This window comes from Brevibacillus sp. AF8, assembly GCF_021270385.1.
Lineage (GTDB): Bacteria > Bacillota > Bacilli > Brevibacillales > Brevibacillaceae > Brevibacillus.
Window position 1 is genome coordinate 45,693 of sequence record NZ_JAGQDN010000011.1, and the last position, 16,270, is coordinate 61,962.

At 46.7% G+C, this 16,270-nt stretch carries 11 protein-coding genes; 2 read left to right on the forward strand and 9 right to left on the reverse strand.

Annotation, left to right across the window (positions count from 1 at the left end; all coding sequences use genetic code 11):
* Positions 1 to 114: 114 nt before the first annotated feature.
* The 9 genes from fhuB to KB186_RS15755 all read right to left on the reverse strand — a co-directional run bounded on the left by fhuB (position 115) and on the right by KB186_RS15755 (position 14,088).
* Complete coding sequence (fhuB, locus tag KB186_RS15715) at positions 115 to 2,196, reverse strand: Fe(3+)-hydroxamate ABC transporter permease FhuB (RefSeq protein ID WP_370646687.1); 2,082 nt, start codon at positions 2,194 to 2,196, stop codon at positions 115 to 117.
* Complete coding sequence (locus KB186_RS15720; RefSeq protein WP_221866864.1) at positions 2,196 to 3,215, reverse strand: ABC transporter substrate-binding protein; 1,020 nt, start codon at positions 3,213 to 3,215, stop codon at positions 2,196 to 2,198. Before KB186_RS15720 ends, fhuB begins: the two co-directional genes overlap by 1 nt.
* Before the next feature lie 474 nt (positions 3,216 to 3,689).
* A complete protein-coding gene (locus tag KB186_RS15725; protein WP_173610546.1) occupies positions 3,690 to 5,567 on the reverse strand; it encodes an FtsX-like permease family protein in 1,878 nt (625 codons plus the stop codon).
* Between the two features lie 13 nt (positions 5,568 to 5,580).
* Positions 5,581 to 6,348: an ABC transporter ATP-binding protein gene (locus KB186_RS15730; protein WP_173610547.1), complete on the reverse strand. Its 768-nt coding sequence runs from the start codon at positions 6,346 to 6,348 to the stop codon at positions 5,581 to 5,583.
* Between the two features lie 177 nt (positions 6,349 to 6,525).
* Positions 6,526 to 7,533, reverse strand: coding sequence for an ABC transporter substrate-binding protein (locus tag KB186_RS15735; RefSeq protein WP_173610548.1), 1,008 nt, complete (start codon positions 7,531 to 7,533; stop codon positions 6,526 to 6,528).
* 149 nt (positions 7,534 to 7,682) lie between these two features.
* Positions 7,683 to 9,134 (reverse strand): polysaccharide deacetylase family protein, encoded by a 1,452-nt coding sequence (locus KB186_RS15740; protein WP_232773946.1) that lies wholly within the window; start codon positions 9,132 to 9,134, stop codon positions 7,683 to 7,685.
* A 150-nt stretch (positions 9,135 to 9,284) separates the two neighbouring features.
* Positions 9,285 to 10,514 carry an efflux RND transporter periplasmic adaptor subunit gene (locus KB186_RS15745; protein WP_232773947.1) on the reverse strand — a complete coding sequence of 410 codons (1,230 nt, stop codon included), beginning with the start codon at positions 10,512 to 10,514 and terminating at the stop codon, positions 9,285 to 9,287.
* 20 nt (positions 10,515 to 10,534) lie between these two features.
* Positions 10,535 to 13,666, reverse strand: a complete 3,132-nt coding sequence (locus KB186_RS15750) for an efflux RND transporter permease subunit (protein WP_232773948.1) — start codon at positions 13,664 to 13,666, stop codon at positions 10,535 to 10,537.
* A 38-nt stretch (positions 13,667 to 13,704) separates the two neighbouring features.
* Positions 13,705 to 14,088 (reverse strand): MarR family winged helix-turn-helix transcriptional regulator, encoded by a 384-nt coding sequence (locus KB186_RS15755; protein ID WP_173610552.1) that lies wholly within the window; start codon positions 14,086 to 14,088, stop codon positions 13,705 to 13,707.
* A 228-nt stretch (positions 14,089 to 14,316) separates the two neighbouring features.
* Here KB186_RS15755 and KB186_RS15760 point away from each other — a divergent pair, with 228 nt between their 5' ends.
* Together KB186_RS15760 and KB186_RS15765 are read left to right on the forward strand one after the other, a co-directional pair.
* Positions 14,317 to 15,480, forward strand: a complete 1,164-nt coding sequence (locus KB186_RS15760; RefSeq protein WP_232773949.1) for a sensor histidine kinase — start codon at positions 14,317 to 14,319, stop codon at positions 15,478 to 15,480.
* A 35-nt stretch (positions 15,481 to 15,515) separates the two neighbouring features.
* Positions 15,516 to 16,223, forward strand: a complete 708-nt coding sequence (locus tag KB186_RS15765) for a response regulator transcription factor (RefSeq protein WP_232773950.1) — start codon at positions 15,516 to 15,518, stop codon at positions 16,221 to 16,223.
* Positions 16,224 to 16,270 lie beyond the last annotated feature (47 nt).

A 16,270-nucleotide genomic window follows, 5' to 3' on the forward strand; every position in this document is an offset into this window, starting at 1 on the left:
TCTATCACCGGAAAATAGCAAGAAAAAGTAGACAAGCTGATTGCAAGAATCAGCCTGTTCTACTTTTATCATGTTGGAGATCTCTGTATTTGGCAAGTACTTACCTTGCCTACGTTATTGTGAGGAACGATTTGAACGAAACATCAGCAAGAACAGATAAGGCGCACCTAGCAACGCCACCACTACTCCCGCCGGAATATCTTTCGGGATCATGACGGTTCTTCCCAACAAATCAGAAGCAGCCAGCAATACAGCTCCAAGCATGGCTGAGACGACAACTGCACGGCGATGATGCGGTCCAACCAGCATACGGGCTGCATGCGGAGCGAGAAGACCGATAAATCCTACGGCTCCGACACTGGCAACTGCCGCTGAAGCGAGCAACACTGCGATGACTGCCACAGACAACCTCGTCATCCGCACCTTTAACCCCAATCCAGTCGAGCTCTCGTCGTTAAATGACAAAAGGTCCACCCGACGTCCCAGCCACCATGCGATCGGTGCTAAAACGAGGATCGCAGGCAAAAGGCGGCCTACTTCCATCCATCCCCGCCCATATGTACTTCCTGCCAGCCAAGTAAGTGCGGGCGCTGCCAGAATCATGGAATGTACGATCAAGATATTGATCAAGGCGGCACCTGCGGCAGAAACCGCAATACCTACAAGCGTCAAGATGATTGGATTGAGCCCTCTTCTCCAAGAGACCGCGTACACAATCGCAGCAGAGATGATCCCACCTGCCACGGCCCCTAGCGGCATCCAAGCCGAGAGTTGAGGAAACACGAGGAGCACGATAATCGCCCCTACACCCGCACCGCTCGTGACACCGACAATCTGCGGATCAGCTAGTGGATTACGTACTGCACTCTGCATGAGACTTCCGCTGATCGCGAGTGCCACACCTGCCAACATCGCTGTCAACAGTCGCGGCATCCGAAGCTCAAACACCAATTGACTGTACATCTCGTTTCCTTGTCCCATGAAAATGGCGATGATCTCAGTCCACGGCAGGTACATGTTTCCGCTAGACAAGCTGATCATCCAAACGACCACAAGCAACACAGCAAGAATGCACACAATCAACGGATACGAAACTTTGCGTTGTGCTCCACCGACACTCATCGAGCCTCCAGTACCAGCACTCATGCTGCGCGAAACACGCAAAGCCAGCCAAATCAACCATGGGCCACCGATAGCAGCCGTGATGGCTCCTGCCGGAAGTTCACCATAATGATTGATAAACATACGTGCAATCGTATCAGAAGCCACAAGTAGCGCTGCCCCCCAGATGGCACATAGCGGCAGCAGCCATCTATGCCGGGTGATGCCTGACAATCGCACCAGATGCGGAGCGACGAGTCCGATAAAACCGATTGGCCCGACCACACTGACACTGACGCACGTAACCAGGATCGCAATAAACATGGTGAAAAGCCGTGTTTTTGCTACCTTTTGCCCCAAGGATTTCGCCGTTTCTTCATTAAGGCTAAGTACATCAAGCTGCCTGGCCATGAAAAAGCTGACCAAAATCCCCGCTACAATCCAAGGCCAACTGAATTCTACACCCGACCAGTCATTTTGCTTCAAGGAGCCTGAGCCCCAGAGGAAAATGCCATTTGTCGTTTCTTCGTTAAACAAGATGATGGCACTTGTCAAGGAGGAGTACACCAAGGTGACAATCATCCCGGACAAAGCCACACGCACAGGCGTACCTTTTTGCCCGCCAGACATGAAATATACGGTAACAGCTGCAAGTATTCCGCCCGCCATCGCAAATGGAAGCGGATGGTCATGCAAGAATGATGGCCAGAAAACCATCCCGAACACCACGAAGAAATAAGCACCTGCATTTACGCCCAATGTCGTTTCCGAAGCAAGCGGGTTTCGTGTCACTGTCTGCATCAAAGCTCCGGCAATCGCCAAGGCTGCACCAGACAAAAGCCCCATGACCGTTCTCGGAAGCCTAACACCTTGAATCATGTGGTGATCGGAAATGTCTTGTGGAGCAATAATGGCCTGAACAACAGAACGCAGAGAAATGTCTGCCATTCCCTGTGTCAAACTGACAAATATAAGCACCAACAGAGCGACCAGTCCACTCCCTACCATCAAGAACAATCTCCAGCCCCCTCTTTGTGAGGAAGTGGCTGGAGTGATGTTAGATCGTGTAAACATTTTACTTTTGGCTAAACTCATTATTTTGCCAACAGATCAACAGCTTTATTCGCGAGAATCTTTGCAGACATGGTACCACCATACGGCCACAGATCTCCGCCCAGAGCATAGACGCGATTTTCTTTCACAAAAGTAAGGCCGTTCCAAACCGGGTTGTTCTTCAATTGATTCTCAATCACGTTATCATCATTTTGAATGATATGGAGGAAATTCGCATCCTGCAACGCTGGAAGTGCCTCCACATCTGCCAGTGTCATTCCTGTTTGCTCAAATTTCTTGGGCTTATACTTATTTGTCAGACCGATATGAATCAAGATGCTTGCTGCTGTAGAGTTGTCCGTAGACAAACGGAATTCTACCGCATTTTGACTGCTGTACCCCATCGCAAGGACGAATGGAACTTTATCTGCACCAGCCTTGGTCAGCTTTTCTTTTGCTTCCGCATAAGTCTTGTCGAGGTCTTTCAAAGCGGCTTCGGCTTCAGCATTTTTACCCGTAATATCCGCAATTTGCTTGAAGATCTCGATCATTCGATCATACTGTGATCCCTGACCTTCAGCAGGATTCGTATCAAAAGCAATCGTTGGAGCAATTTTACTCATTTCGTCGTAATTGGCTTCCACGTTTCTTTTAATACCGATAATCAAATCTGGCTTCAACATCATGATCGATTCCAGGTTTGGGGAAGTACGACTCCCTACATCCACTACTTCTGGAGCAATCTCCACCGGGAGTTTGACCCATTTTTTCATATTTGGAATATCTGCAATCCCTACAGGCTGAATACCAAGAGCCAACAAATGCTCTGCTGAGCTCCATTCCAATGCAACGATACGCTTTGGAGTGCCTTTGATAGTCGACTCTCCCATCATGTGCTTCACTGTGCGCACTTGCTCTTCAGCCGGCTTCGCCGCGTCAGGCTGAGCTGTAGCAGCTTGGTTGGAACCAGATTGTGCAGATGACCCTGCATTGCCGCAAGCAGCGAGTAGCAGCATCGCAGACAAAAATACAAGCATCACTGGTAATTTCATAAGACGCATGAATAATTTCCCCCTTACTTTTCTAGGTGTTACATCAAATGATAAAGGATGTTGCATAATGGACATGATTTCCAATCAACCACTGATTATGATAATGATTATCATTATCCTTGTCAACAGCGGGATGTGTTCATTATTTTTGTCTTTCCAACTGTTTTGATTTGAAGAACGCTTCTTGAAGCGGCTCTCCGTTTTTAACAATAGCTCCGTAGAAGAAGCGTATTTCCAGTCCAAGCGCCTCTGGAGCCCGACAAAGCGGAGGGCTGAATGGAGGGAGTGCTTTTAGCTTCAACTCTGCGAATACCTCATCGAAACTGCTACTTTTGAAGCGGCTCCCGCCATTCAGCCCGGAGCGGACAGTCCAACCCACAGCGGGGCGTAGGCCGAAGCGTAGACTGGAAAGACGCTTCTTCCCCACAACAGCTCCGTTATAAAAGACAAAAAAATCCCCCTCAAATGAGGAGGATTGATTCTTTACGCTTCTTTCGGCAACACAATTCCACGATAAAGCTGAACCGTGATGTAATAGTAAATCGCATAGATCACAACGAAAATCAGCGTCGGAATCCAAATGTTCAGATACGGGTCCAAAAGGATGAACGAGAACATCTCCATACCGATCAATACGTGCATCAGACCGATGATCGCCGGGAAAATGAATACCATGAACAGCTCTTTATAGATCGAACCTACGAGCAACGATCGACGTACGCCGATTTTTCTCAGCATACTGTAACGATCTTTGTCACGGGAAGCACCGGACAAGATTTTGAACATCAGGCAGCTCGCCATCATCGCCAGGAAAGCAATTCCGAGGAAGAAGCCCATGAACATCGTTCCACTTGTGAAAATATACATCCCCGCATACGTGCTGTATTTGGAAGAAGTGTATACGTCTTTCGCTTCCACATTTGCGATAGACCCAATCAACTGCTTTTGACGTTCATCCATTTCTTTTAATTCGTGCGTGTATTTCAAATAGTCGTCAACCTGGGCAAGGAGAACCTTATGTTCACTTCCAGCGGTTTTCTCATACGTCGCCTGATCCACAACCAAAACAGATTTGCCCTCAATCATCTGGTAGTTGATAAAATTGGTGAATATCGCTTTGTCCCAATCCTCAGGAACAGCATCGTACTTACCTTTGTCATCTTTTGACGAACTAACGATATACGTCTCTTTTGGAAGCGGATCTGTCACAAGTTTTGGCTTGTTGTCAGCAGAGTAATTTTGAATGCTGTTCGTGGAAATCAGTAGCGGATTTGCCAGCAAGTCTTCCTTCAAGTAGTAATACGCCTTGTCGTCGACTTTGTATCGATACGTATTTTGCGTTAGGACGTTCATTTTTTTCAGTGCTTCATAATCCGCTTCTACCGGATCATGCAGATTCATGTCATACACATGGAATACCGAGGTAAACAAATTGACGTTTTGCTGGAAGGCCAAGCCCCCTGCCATCGCACCGACACCAAGCCCGATCAGCATGGCTACTGTACCAAGGATTTTGGTCAGGTTGTTCACCCGAAAACGCAGCTGAGCAAAAGTGAATGCGTTCAACTTGCTATCATTCAGCTTTTTATTTTTCTTCAAAGCCTGTACAAGCACTGGCAACAGCGAGATGAATATCAAGTACGTCCCGACTGTGCATGAAATAGCGCCTACGATAAAGCCGAGAGCTTGCAGGTACATAATCAAGTGCAAGCATGTATAGCCCAGAGCCAACAGGATCACGCCAAGGATGGCTACCAAAACGGCTCCGATTCCTTTTGATTTGATTTGGTCATTTTGTTGCTCGGCACGGATGAGAGCGAGCTCAGTAGCACGAGCCAAACGAGTCGCATTGATCGTGGATGTGATGATAAACAGGATGAGGAAGAATCCCCATGTCATCCAAACGGCTGGCAGATAAAAAGGATAGTACCCATCCGTAGAAATCTCCAGCAGGTTCATGAGCAAGACGCCGATGCCGCTTGCAAGTGCAATACCAACCAGACTACCGATCACCAGGGAAATGATCCCCATCGTCAATGTTTCCAGGAACAAAATCTGGCTGATTTTCCCCTTCTTCGCCCCCAAGACCATGTACATTCCAAGCTCTTTGCGCCGCAGTGAGAGTAGGAATGAGTTGGCATAGAAGATATAAAAAATCGTGATAAACGCCAGCAGGAATGCCCCTACATTGAAAACGATCTGAATCGAAGAGATCATCGCGTTGTTCTTCGTGTAATCAGAATTGAGGGCAAGCGTCTGGAACATGTAAAAAATCGAAATGGAGATGACCAGACCCACGAGCAGAACCAGATAGTCCTTCATCATCTTCCGCATACTGGACAAGGATAGCTTGAAAAGCATGAAACGTTACCTCCTAGCGTACATCATGTGATGCACCTAGCTCGGCCAGTACATCCAGAATTTGTTTGAAAAATTGCTGACGATCCCCCGTACGTTGAATCTCGGTGTACAATTTGCCGTCCTGAATGAACAAGATCCGTTTGCAATAGCTCGCGGAAAAGGCGTCATGCGTAACCATCATGATGGATACCTGGTGGTTCTCGTTCAAATCTGTCATCGTTTCCAGCAAGCTTTTTGCATTCTTCGAGTCGAGAGCGCCCGTCGGTTCGTCCGCCAGCAAAATCGCAGGATCATGCACAAGTGCGCGTGCTGCTGCGGCACGTTGTTTTTGTCCCCCGGAAATTTGAACCGGATATTTTTGCAAAATCTCTTCGATCCCGAGTGTTTGTGCTACGTTACTTACTTTGGTGCTGATCTCTTTGGAAGGGACTCCTTGCAGAGACAGTGGCAATGCAATGTTCTCATACACGGACAAATTCTCTAGCAGGTTGAAATCTTGAAAAATGAAACCGAGCTTTTGTGAGCGAAAATCTGCAAGCTGATTACGCTTCATCTGTGTAATGTTCGTTCCCGCAATTTCAATAAAGCCTTCTGTTGGACGATCCAGTGTAGAAATCACGTTGAGCAGAGTTGTTTTACCCGAACCGGATGGCCCCATGATTCCTACGAATTCACCTTTGGCTATGGTCATCGATACGCCTTTTAAGGCATGCGATTGGCTTTCACCTTTTGTCCCATATATTTTTTGAACGTCTTTCACTTCTAGTACAGCAGTACTCATTCTACGTTCCTCCATTCTATCTATTGGCTAGCGCTCGTTGTTTCTGTCGCTATCAACTGTAACCAAATTCCAGAATAGGAGCTATTGATGTTCCTTACAGTTTTCTTTACATTTTGTAAGGTTTATTACGTGAGACGAAAAAAAGTCATCCGGCGAGGGATGACCTTTTCTTGTGATCTATTTTTTGCTCTTGTTCTCTTCATGCCTTTTGATCAGCATATCTACGAACATATCGATATGTGCTGTGATCGCAATTGGGTCATAGCGATAGAATGTATCGTAGTCGTTGTAGAAAATCTGATTTTTTTTCGCCGCAGGGGTGGCATTCCAGACAGCGGACTCCTGTAAGGTTTTCAAGGCTTCGCTATTTTTTTCCGGATTGTAGAAAGTCACGAACATGTAATCCGCAGCGTATTCTGGCAAGGTTTCCATGGACAGCTGTACGGTTTGCTCTTTGGATTTGTTTGCGTGCGGCATTTTCAGCTTCAATGCATTGTACACGGTTTGACCACCGCGACCTGCGTGATCGCCGAAAATCCACAAATCTCCTTTGTTCGTCAGCTCGTAGAGACCAACCGTCGCGTTCTCATCCACGATGCCTTTCAGCTTTTCGCGACCCCAGGCAGCCTTCTTGTCAAAGTCTGCAATGAACTTGTCTGCCTTTTCTTTATCGCCAACCACTTCTCCGAACAATTTGACCGTATCGTAAATGTTTGTCGCCGTACCATACGGGAGATAAACGGTTGGAGCGATTTTGGACAAGGCTTCATAATTGTCATCATACATGACGACGATAAGGTCAGGAGCGAGCTCTAACGTTTTCTCCACATTGATCCGCGGGCTACCTACGTCCTGCGCATTTTTTAATTGTTCCACGGTAAACGGGCTTTTGAAAGCTTCCGTCTCTGCACCGATTACATTTCCACCTACTGCAATCAGCTCGCCTGCGTAGTAGTCCGTCACAATACGTTGTGGCTTGTCAGGAATTTGAATGGTCCCTTTTGGTGTTTCGATACTGCGCATTTTGTTTACCGTAGGGGCTTCTGTTGACTTGTCAGCTGGCTTGGAAGCAGAATCCGTGGCGGGTGCTTGCGTTGCCGTATTTGCTCCACCGCATGCCGTCAAAAAAAGCGAGAACACAAAAATGACAGCAAGGACAGCTTTGACTGTTTTGTTCGTAAGCATGATGGGCCTCCCTTATGTACGTTTGTAAAATAGATATATTATCGATATTGATTATCATTATCGACAAAACTATAACAAAGAGTATTTTTACTGTCAATCGCCCCCAGCTTTGCGAAAAAGGCAAAAAAAATCCCTTTCTGAGAAAGAGATTAGTTGCCAAAGCGGCTTTGTTTAAGCATATCGTCCATCTTTACAAAGGTGTAGCCTTTGCTTTTCAAGCTTTCCAGTACAACGGGGAGTGCCTCAATCGTGTGGATGTCATCGAGCATATGCAGCAAAATGACACTGCCATTTTTCGTTCTGCTCATGACGCCATTTACAATATCTTGGGCGCTGTTTTTCTTGTCCCAATCCAATGTGGTGACATCGTACAACGCAATGACCTTGTATCCCGTAGCTGCTATCACTTTGGCTGTGTGATCGTCTACTACGCCAGTCGGCGGACGGAACAGCATGACAGGTTGCTGTTGGATCGCTTCGGTAATGACTTGATGTGCTTTGACCACGTCCTTTTGCAATTCTTCTGGTGTCAGCGTCGTTATGACTGGATGGCTATACGAATGGTTGGCCACATCATGGCCACTTTCTACCATCGCTCTCGCCAAATTCGGATTGTTCTCCACCCCTTTTGCCCGCAAGAAGAACGTCGCTTTTACATTATGCTCTGCCAAAATGTCCAATAGTTTCGTTACGGTTTTGTCGCTTCCCCAGTCATCAAAGGTTAGCGCGATCTGTTTTTTATTTGTGTCGACCTGAGAGATGATCTCGTACTCGGCATTTTCAAATTGCGGGTTCAATTTTGCTGCGTCAAAGCCTGGAATTTGTTCCAGCGGCTTGCGTTCACCGCCGTTTTTCACCATCTCACTGAGTGGGACAAACTGATAGCCGATATCCGCTGCTGCCTTGGCGATCATCGGAATGGCTGGGATCACCTCAGGATTGATGTCTGTATTGAGTGAGATAATGCTGCCTCTGGACATGTAGCGTGTTATGTAATCTCCAATGGTTTTGGCGTCTTTTTGCAAATCACGGTCCTTCGGGTTGATGTTGTAGCTGACGACCGCTTCCATCCCGAGATGGGCGGCTGCCAAACGAACGTCATCTGTCACATCGCCAGATTTGGTCCTCACATAGCGAGGTGAAATACCCGTCTCGCGTTTGATTACCTCATTACTCAACTGAATCTCTCGATATATTTGCTCGTAGCTGAGCTTGCTCATATCCAATTGATTCAATGTGTTGTTTTGGATTTCATGACCGCGGGCCAAAATGTCCTTGGCGATGTTTGGCTCCTCGGCGACACGCATACCAGGGAGAAAAAAGGTAGCTTTTATTTTATGAGCATCTAGCTGCTCCAAAAGACTTTTCATCATTTTATCGTCGCCCATGCCGTTAAACGTCAGAGCCAGTTCCTTGCGCCCCGTGTATACATAAGGTAGCGCCTTGCTTTTTTCACCCGTGTATCGAGTGATTTTCTGTTTCTTCTCTATCTTCAGGCGCTCAGTGGATTCTTCTTTGCTCGCAAACATCGAGCATCCAGAGACGAGCACGACTGTCATGAGCAGTGCCATTCCTTTGGATAGTTTGGCGGATATAATCATGTATGACTCCTTATCCCTTCATTTCTTTGATGTCGAAATTAATCATAGCTAAAATTATACTCTGTTTGGCATTTTTGGTAGAGTAGATTTTCTTTCCATTTCATAACAAAAAAAGGCGGATCTGCTCCGCCCCTTTTTCTTTCCTATTAACTACTCCTGAATACTCACCTTTCCGCCATCCACAAGCAGCGTCTGACCTTTTACCACGACTTTATCTCCATTCGCTAGGCCGGATACTACTTCAATCAACTCGCTTGTCGAGTTGCCCGTCGACACTTCCACTTGCTTGGCTGCTTCCCCTTCCAGCTTGAACACGTATTGTCTGCCTTCACGCTCAAATACGGCCTTGCGAGGAATGACCAGTGACTTCGCTCCTTCTGAGCTTTGCGGGAAGGTAACATTCACGACCATATCGGACTTCAATTCATTGGAAGCATTCGGGATCGTGATTTCTACTGGATAGGCCTTGAGCTGCGAATCCATGACAGGACTAATCGCCGTTACATTTGCATCAATCGTTTTGCCTGTAGACTGCACGTTTACTTTGACGAATACTCCTACTTTTACTTTCGTCACATCTGCTTCGGACAAATTCGCTTTGACCACAAGTGGATTCGTTTTGACGACGGTCACAATAGGTTGCTGGCCTGCCATCTGTCCCACTGCCCCAGTCACGCTTGCGACAAATCCGTCGATGGGGGAGACAACCTTTGCATTTGCCAATTGCTCACGAGCGTTTTGCAGCCTGACCTCGGACTCCGTTACACTTGCCGCCGATACTTGCACACCCGTTTTTTGTTTCGCGCTTTGCAGCTTCTGCTTGGCATTGTCATAGGAAATTTGGGCTTTTGTGAGCGTTGTATTAGCCTCTTCCATTTTCTCAGTAGCAATCGCTCCCTCTGCGAGCAGCTTCTGATTACGTTGTTGATTCAGTTTGGCGTCAGCAAGCGCTCGCTCTGCTTCTGTCAAATCATTTTGTGCTTCCACCAAGCTTTGGTTAGAAGTACTGCCTGCTTGGGTTAAGTTCGCTTTTGCCACACGGAGAGCTGCTTCTTGTTCTCTTACGCTGTTAGAGAGCTCATTCGTATCGAGTGTAAACAATAATTGTCCTTTTGTTACAGCCTGACCCAGCTTTACGGGCAGAGACGCAATTTTCCCACCGGTTTTTGGTGACATTTGGACTTCCTCACTCGGTGCCAATTTTGCAGTGAGTCCAGCCTCAGAAGTGACCATGCCTTGTGCCACCGTTGCAACCTGTACAGGGGTAACCGTTTCTGCTGGTGGGGCAGCAGTCGTCGCGGCCTCTTCCTGACTTGCGCAGCCTGTGATCAAGGTAAGGGAAAGTAGCGCCACAATCGCGATTCTTTTATTTATGATCATGAATGGTTCCTCCTCTTTTCTCATGCATTTGTCGATTCCAAAGTGGTAAGGCTTTTCTTTTCCTGCTTTTGCTTGCGTTTGTTGCGTCTCTTTTGTCCCATCTCATCAAACCATACGGTAACCACAGGTACGAGTACGAGTGTGATCATGGTGGAGAAAATCAAACCATACATGACGGTAGTAGCCATTGGCGCTTGCAGTTCCAAACCAGACCCAGCAGCAACCGATAGAGGAGCAATGGCCATAATGGTTGTGAGAGTTGTCATCAAAATTGGGCGCAGACGAGCAGGTCCTGCATGTAAAATCGCTTCATGTAGCTCCCAACCTTTTGCACGCAACTGATTGATCAAATCGATTAGCACAATCGCATTGTTCACAACCAGACCGATCAGCAAAATGTACCCGATCAAAACAGATACGGTAATAGGCGTGCCTGTAAACAAAAGCCCCAGTATAACCCCAGTAAGGCTCGGAGGAACCGAGAACATGATAATAAATGGACTGAAAAGCGATTCAAACTGAGCAGCCATGACCATGTACACAAGCACGACAGACAAGATAATCGCGAGACCCAGATTCACAAAAGAATTTCCCATATCCTCGCTCTGCCCGCCCATTTCGATGGTATATCCGTCTGGAACATTCAACTTATTGATGATATTCGTAACTTCCGTCGCGGCCGCTTGCAGGTTATCCCCAATCAAATCGCTTGTGACTGTCACTTCGCGCGTCATGTTTTTGCGCTCAATCGATGGTGGTACATCGACTTTGCTAATGGTCGCCACGGAAGTGAGGCTGATTTGAGCGCCTGTTGGCGTGGAAATGCGCAGATTCTTCAAGTAATTGATATCTTCCTTATAATCTTCTGGCAGTTTGAGATTGATATCAATTTCATCTTCGCCCGTACGATACTGGGTAACCGTTTGACCTTGGAAAGAAGTTCGCACAGCAGAAAGGATTTCATTTGTTGTCACTCCATACAAGCTCGCCTTCTCTGTATTGACCTTCACATCGAACTCCTGACTCATTTCCTGAACACTGGTAGATACGTTGATCGTTCCCGGTACCTTGGCTATTTCTCCTTTCACAATCTCACTCAGTTCCGTTAAGACGTCCAGATCATCTCCGCGAATTTCAATCGAGATGGCTGCTCCGCCCCCCATACCACCGGAAAGGGATTTCACCTTGATATCTGCACCTGCAATATGCTTGACTTGCTCTTGCAGGCCCACAGCAATTTCCTCTGTCGATCGCTGTCTCGTAGAAATCTCTCCTACGTGAAGTTCGATCGTTGCGTTATGAGAAGTAGATGCACCGCTCTCTGAAATACCGTCGCTACCCCCGACAGAGGACTTGACCAATTTCTTTTCTGGCACTTGATTGACCACTTCTTCTACTTGCTTCATTACTTTTTCTGTTTCCGTCAAGACAGTACCCTTTGGCAACTTGATCTCTACCTGGATTAACCCTTGGTCCATATCTGGGAAAAAACCTGCTCCGAGAGAGGGAACTAACATCAATGAGCCAATCAACATGGCAAAAGCAGATCCGATCACCGTTTTCCGATGACCCAATGCCCATTTGAGCAACCTTTGATAACCCTTCTCCACTTTATGGAATCCGATATTAAACCAGATTATTGGATTGAAGCCGCGATAGTTTTCGTGATTCGTATGCTCCGGTACCGTTTTTAACATCCGAGCACTCATCATCGGAACCAGCAAGAAAGTGAAAACAAGTGCTGCGATGTGTGAGAAAACGACCGTCAACGCTAACGGTGCGAAAAGCTCAGCAACAATCCCCTCTGTCAGCGCAATCGGTAAGAATACGCAAATTTGTGCCAATGCGGATGCCATTACCGCGGTTCCTACCTCTTTGGAACCGACCAATGCCGCTTCCATCATGCCCTTACCTTGTTCCCGCTGACGGAAAATGTTCTCCAGCATAACAACCGCGAAGTCCACTAATGATCCCAATCCGAGCGTGAGACCTGCCAAGGAAATCAAGTTGATTGTTTGACCTGTCATATACATCAAGAGGAAGGTTGATATGATCGATACAGGCAGGACAATGACCGCAATGAGCATAGACGACAGACTGCCCAAGAAGAAGAACAGCATGAGTACGCCAATGGCACCACCTGCAAGAGCATGTACTATCGTGTTGTCAACGGAACTCTGGATATAGGTAGAGGTATCGAGAACGATGCTTGTTTCTACATTTGCTGGAAGCGTGCTATTAATCTTCTCCAGCTCAGCCTTTACGTCTTTTGCGATTTTGATCGTATTACCGCCTGTGCCTTTCATCACGGAAATTCCCAAGCTTGGCTTTCCATCAATGTAGCTCAGATTGGTTACTTCTTTGATGGTGTCTGTTACGTTGGCAATATCACTCAATCGGATGAAGCTCCCACCGACAGAGATCGGCGTGAGTGCAATGGTGTCCACATTGGTGAATTCTCCTTGCACGCGAATACTGGTTTTTGCGTCACCTTCCCGAATCGCACCAGCTGATCCGGATACATTGCTGTTTTCAAGTGCTGCCTTTATTTGATCCAATGTCAATCCATAGGCGGCTAGTTTGGCTGGGTCCACGATGATATCGACAATTCGCTCTTGCCCACCGGTGACAGTGACAGAAGCAACACCGTTAATTCGTTCCAAGCGGGCCTTAATTACATCATCCGCGATTTTTTTCAGTTTGTTGACATCTTGATCGCCAGTTACAGCCAGATCAATGATCGGCTGGCTTGTCGGATCAAATTTCAAAACCCTTGGTGAACCAGCTGATTCAGGCAAGCTCCCTCGGACCAAATCTACTTTATCTCGCATATTCAGTGTCGCTTGATCCATGTCGGTTCCCCACTTGAAATGGAGGATGACCGAGGAGGAGCCGTTCACAGAGGTTGATGTGACCTTGTCTAAATTCGGAACCGTGCCTAATGCATTTTCGATCGGTTTGGTAACGAGCTTTTCTACCTCGGCTGGAGCCGCCCCCTCAACAGAGGTAACAACTACGGCGACCGGTGAAGTCAGTGATGGCATCAATTCAATAGCCAAGCGAGGAAAGGTAACCAAACCAAAAATGAAGATGGCTATGGATATCATAATCATCGTGACCGGACGTTTAATGGACAGTTCGGATATATTCAAAATTTTCTCACCTCTTCTTTTGTAGGGAGCTCAGCGTATCAGCTCAGTATTTCTTTCTCCAAAATAAGCTCGCGCAAGGAATGCAGGGAAGCAGGTGTGCAAGCACTTCCTTCTTGACACGTCCAATTCGCTGGTACACGCTCCGTCAATGCTGCCCACACAATTCTCCGATCCGATTTATCACGAAATCTGCGCACCAAGTTCATCTGTTCCAACCGACTGATTAAGCCTGAGGTCGTACTATAGGAAAGATCAATCGCCTTGCTGATTTCTCCCATTGTTTTCGGGCTGATCGCGATTTGCTCCAGAATGAGAACTTGTTGCCAAGTGATATCACTTGAATCCAATGCTTGCATGGAAAGAGTGGAAAATACGGTGCTCGTTTCACGTAGAATCTTCGCTAACTGAAACAGTTCGTTCATAAAAGCCTCCTACCCATTGTCTATTTTTCGGACTATCGTTTGGGGTGTTCCCCTCCACAGATCAAATTGTACTTATACGATTCGTCCCCGAAGTCTATCGGGCAGTCAAATTGTGGAATTTGATTTTATCTATCCAGAGATAGAAGACCGTACACCCGGAGATAGACGACAGCGCATGCTAAAATGAAACTATAATGGGTACGTATTCCAAGAAAGGAGGTTGTCTTCTTGAACGCTTCAACTGCATCTTTACGCTCCCGTTTCCTGCTCATTTGTTTTTTTGTATTGATCTCATTTTTTCTCATTCCAACAGCTTACATCCATGAACCCCCCATTCCATTTATCATCTCTCTGATCATCATCTTCTGCTTCTTGCTGATGTTTCTGAGACCCAAAAAGAATTGGAAACCACTTCAAAAAGACATCGCCATTATCGTTCTTGGTACTGTGTCATTTATAAAAGTTCTATATGTAGGAGAAGAGATCGGTCTATCCTTGCCATTGGTAGCTTTTATTGGTTATCACATTCTTGAACGCCGCGGATTGTACTATGCGATTTTTTTTGGCACATGCTCTTTTTCTTACATGTACTTTTATAAAGGCAATATTTTTGAGGAAGTAATCGGCTATGTCGTGGCCTATATCGGATGGTATATCGGCGCACGAGGATTATCTCTTCAAAATCAAGCAAAGGAATCGAGTCAACAGCATCTAAAACAATTGCAAGAGGCGCATGTTGAACTCCAGGAAGCTCATTCTGAACTTCAAGAGGCCTCTGTGAATACACTTCGTGCCGCTGTCCTCGAAGAGAGGACCAGAATCGCCCGCGATGTTCACGACGCCTTGGGGCACAGTCTCACATCGTTAATCGTTCAATTGAATGCTTTGAAATACATGCTGCAAGGAGGACCGAGTGACGCACAGGAGGCTGTCCGAGACATGCTTACGGTATCCAAGCAAAGCCTCGATGATATACGCTCGTCTGTACATACATTGGCTGCAGACAAATCTTCTCTGGGAATCACACCGCTGCGCATACTCTTATCACGAGCCCAACAGCATACCGACATCAAAATGCAGCTGATCAGTCCCAATCCAGACATTCCTCTCTCTCAGCAGATGACCATTACGCTTTACCGGATTCTCCAAGAAGCGATTACCAATTCCATACGACATTCTGATGCAACAGAAATTTTCATCACGATTGAAAAAAAGCAAAACTATCTATTCCTGGCTATTTGGGACAATGGGAATATGACGAATCATCATCAAATCAAGCTGGGCGCAGGTTTAACAGGTATCGCAGAACAAACCAAGCAACTAAACGGGGACCTTTCCTATTCCATTCGAGAGCCCCACGGCTTTCAAATTGACATCAGCTTTCCGCTTTGAAAAGCAAATAGCGGTATATAAGGAGGAATGCCAGCGTGGAAAATCAAAACAAAAAAGAGACCATTCGTGTGGTCCTGGTCGATGACCAAACGATGATCCGTCAAGGATTGGGATATGTCATCAGTATGCAAAAGGATATGGAAGTAAGCGGGGAGGCTTCCAATGGGGAAGAAGCCGTGAAGATCGTAGGAGAAATCATTCCTGATGTAGTCTTAATGGATGTACAAATGCCGAATATGTCAGGAATCGATGCAACACGAGAAATCACTCGACTCCATCCTTCGATAAAAGTTTTAATCCTCACAACATTTGACACGTACGATTACATCGTAGACGGTATTCGTGCTGGTGCTGTCGGCTATATGCTAAAGGATTCCGATTCACAGGATATGTTGGACCTCATTCGCAGGGCCCATCAGGGAGAGGCACTGTTTTACACGGCTACAGCTGCCAAGGCTCTAGCGGAGGTTCTACAGTTTCAACAAAAGAATCACGAACCTGACTCTGATGCTGACTGTGACTCTGCGCTTCCACCCCTTGTCATGCTTGATCAGTTGACTGATCGAGAGCGGGACGTACTTGAGCAGCTATCCTACGGCAAACGCAACGATCAAATTGCGCAGCACTTACTCATCTCAGGGGGAACCGTCAAGACGCATATCCATCGGATCTTGCAAAAAATGGGCGTAGAAGATCGTACACAAGCAGTTGCCAAGGCGATCCGGTATAAAATCGTGAAATAGAGAAGGAAACAAAAAAAGCCCAAGCATGTAAAGCATGCTTGAGCGTT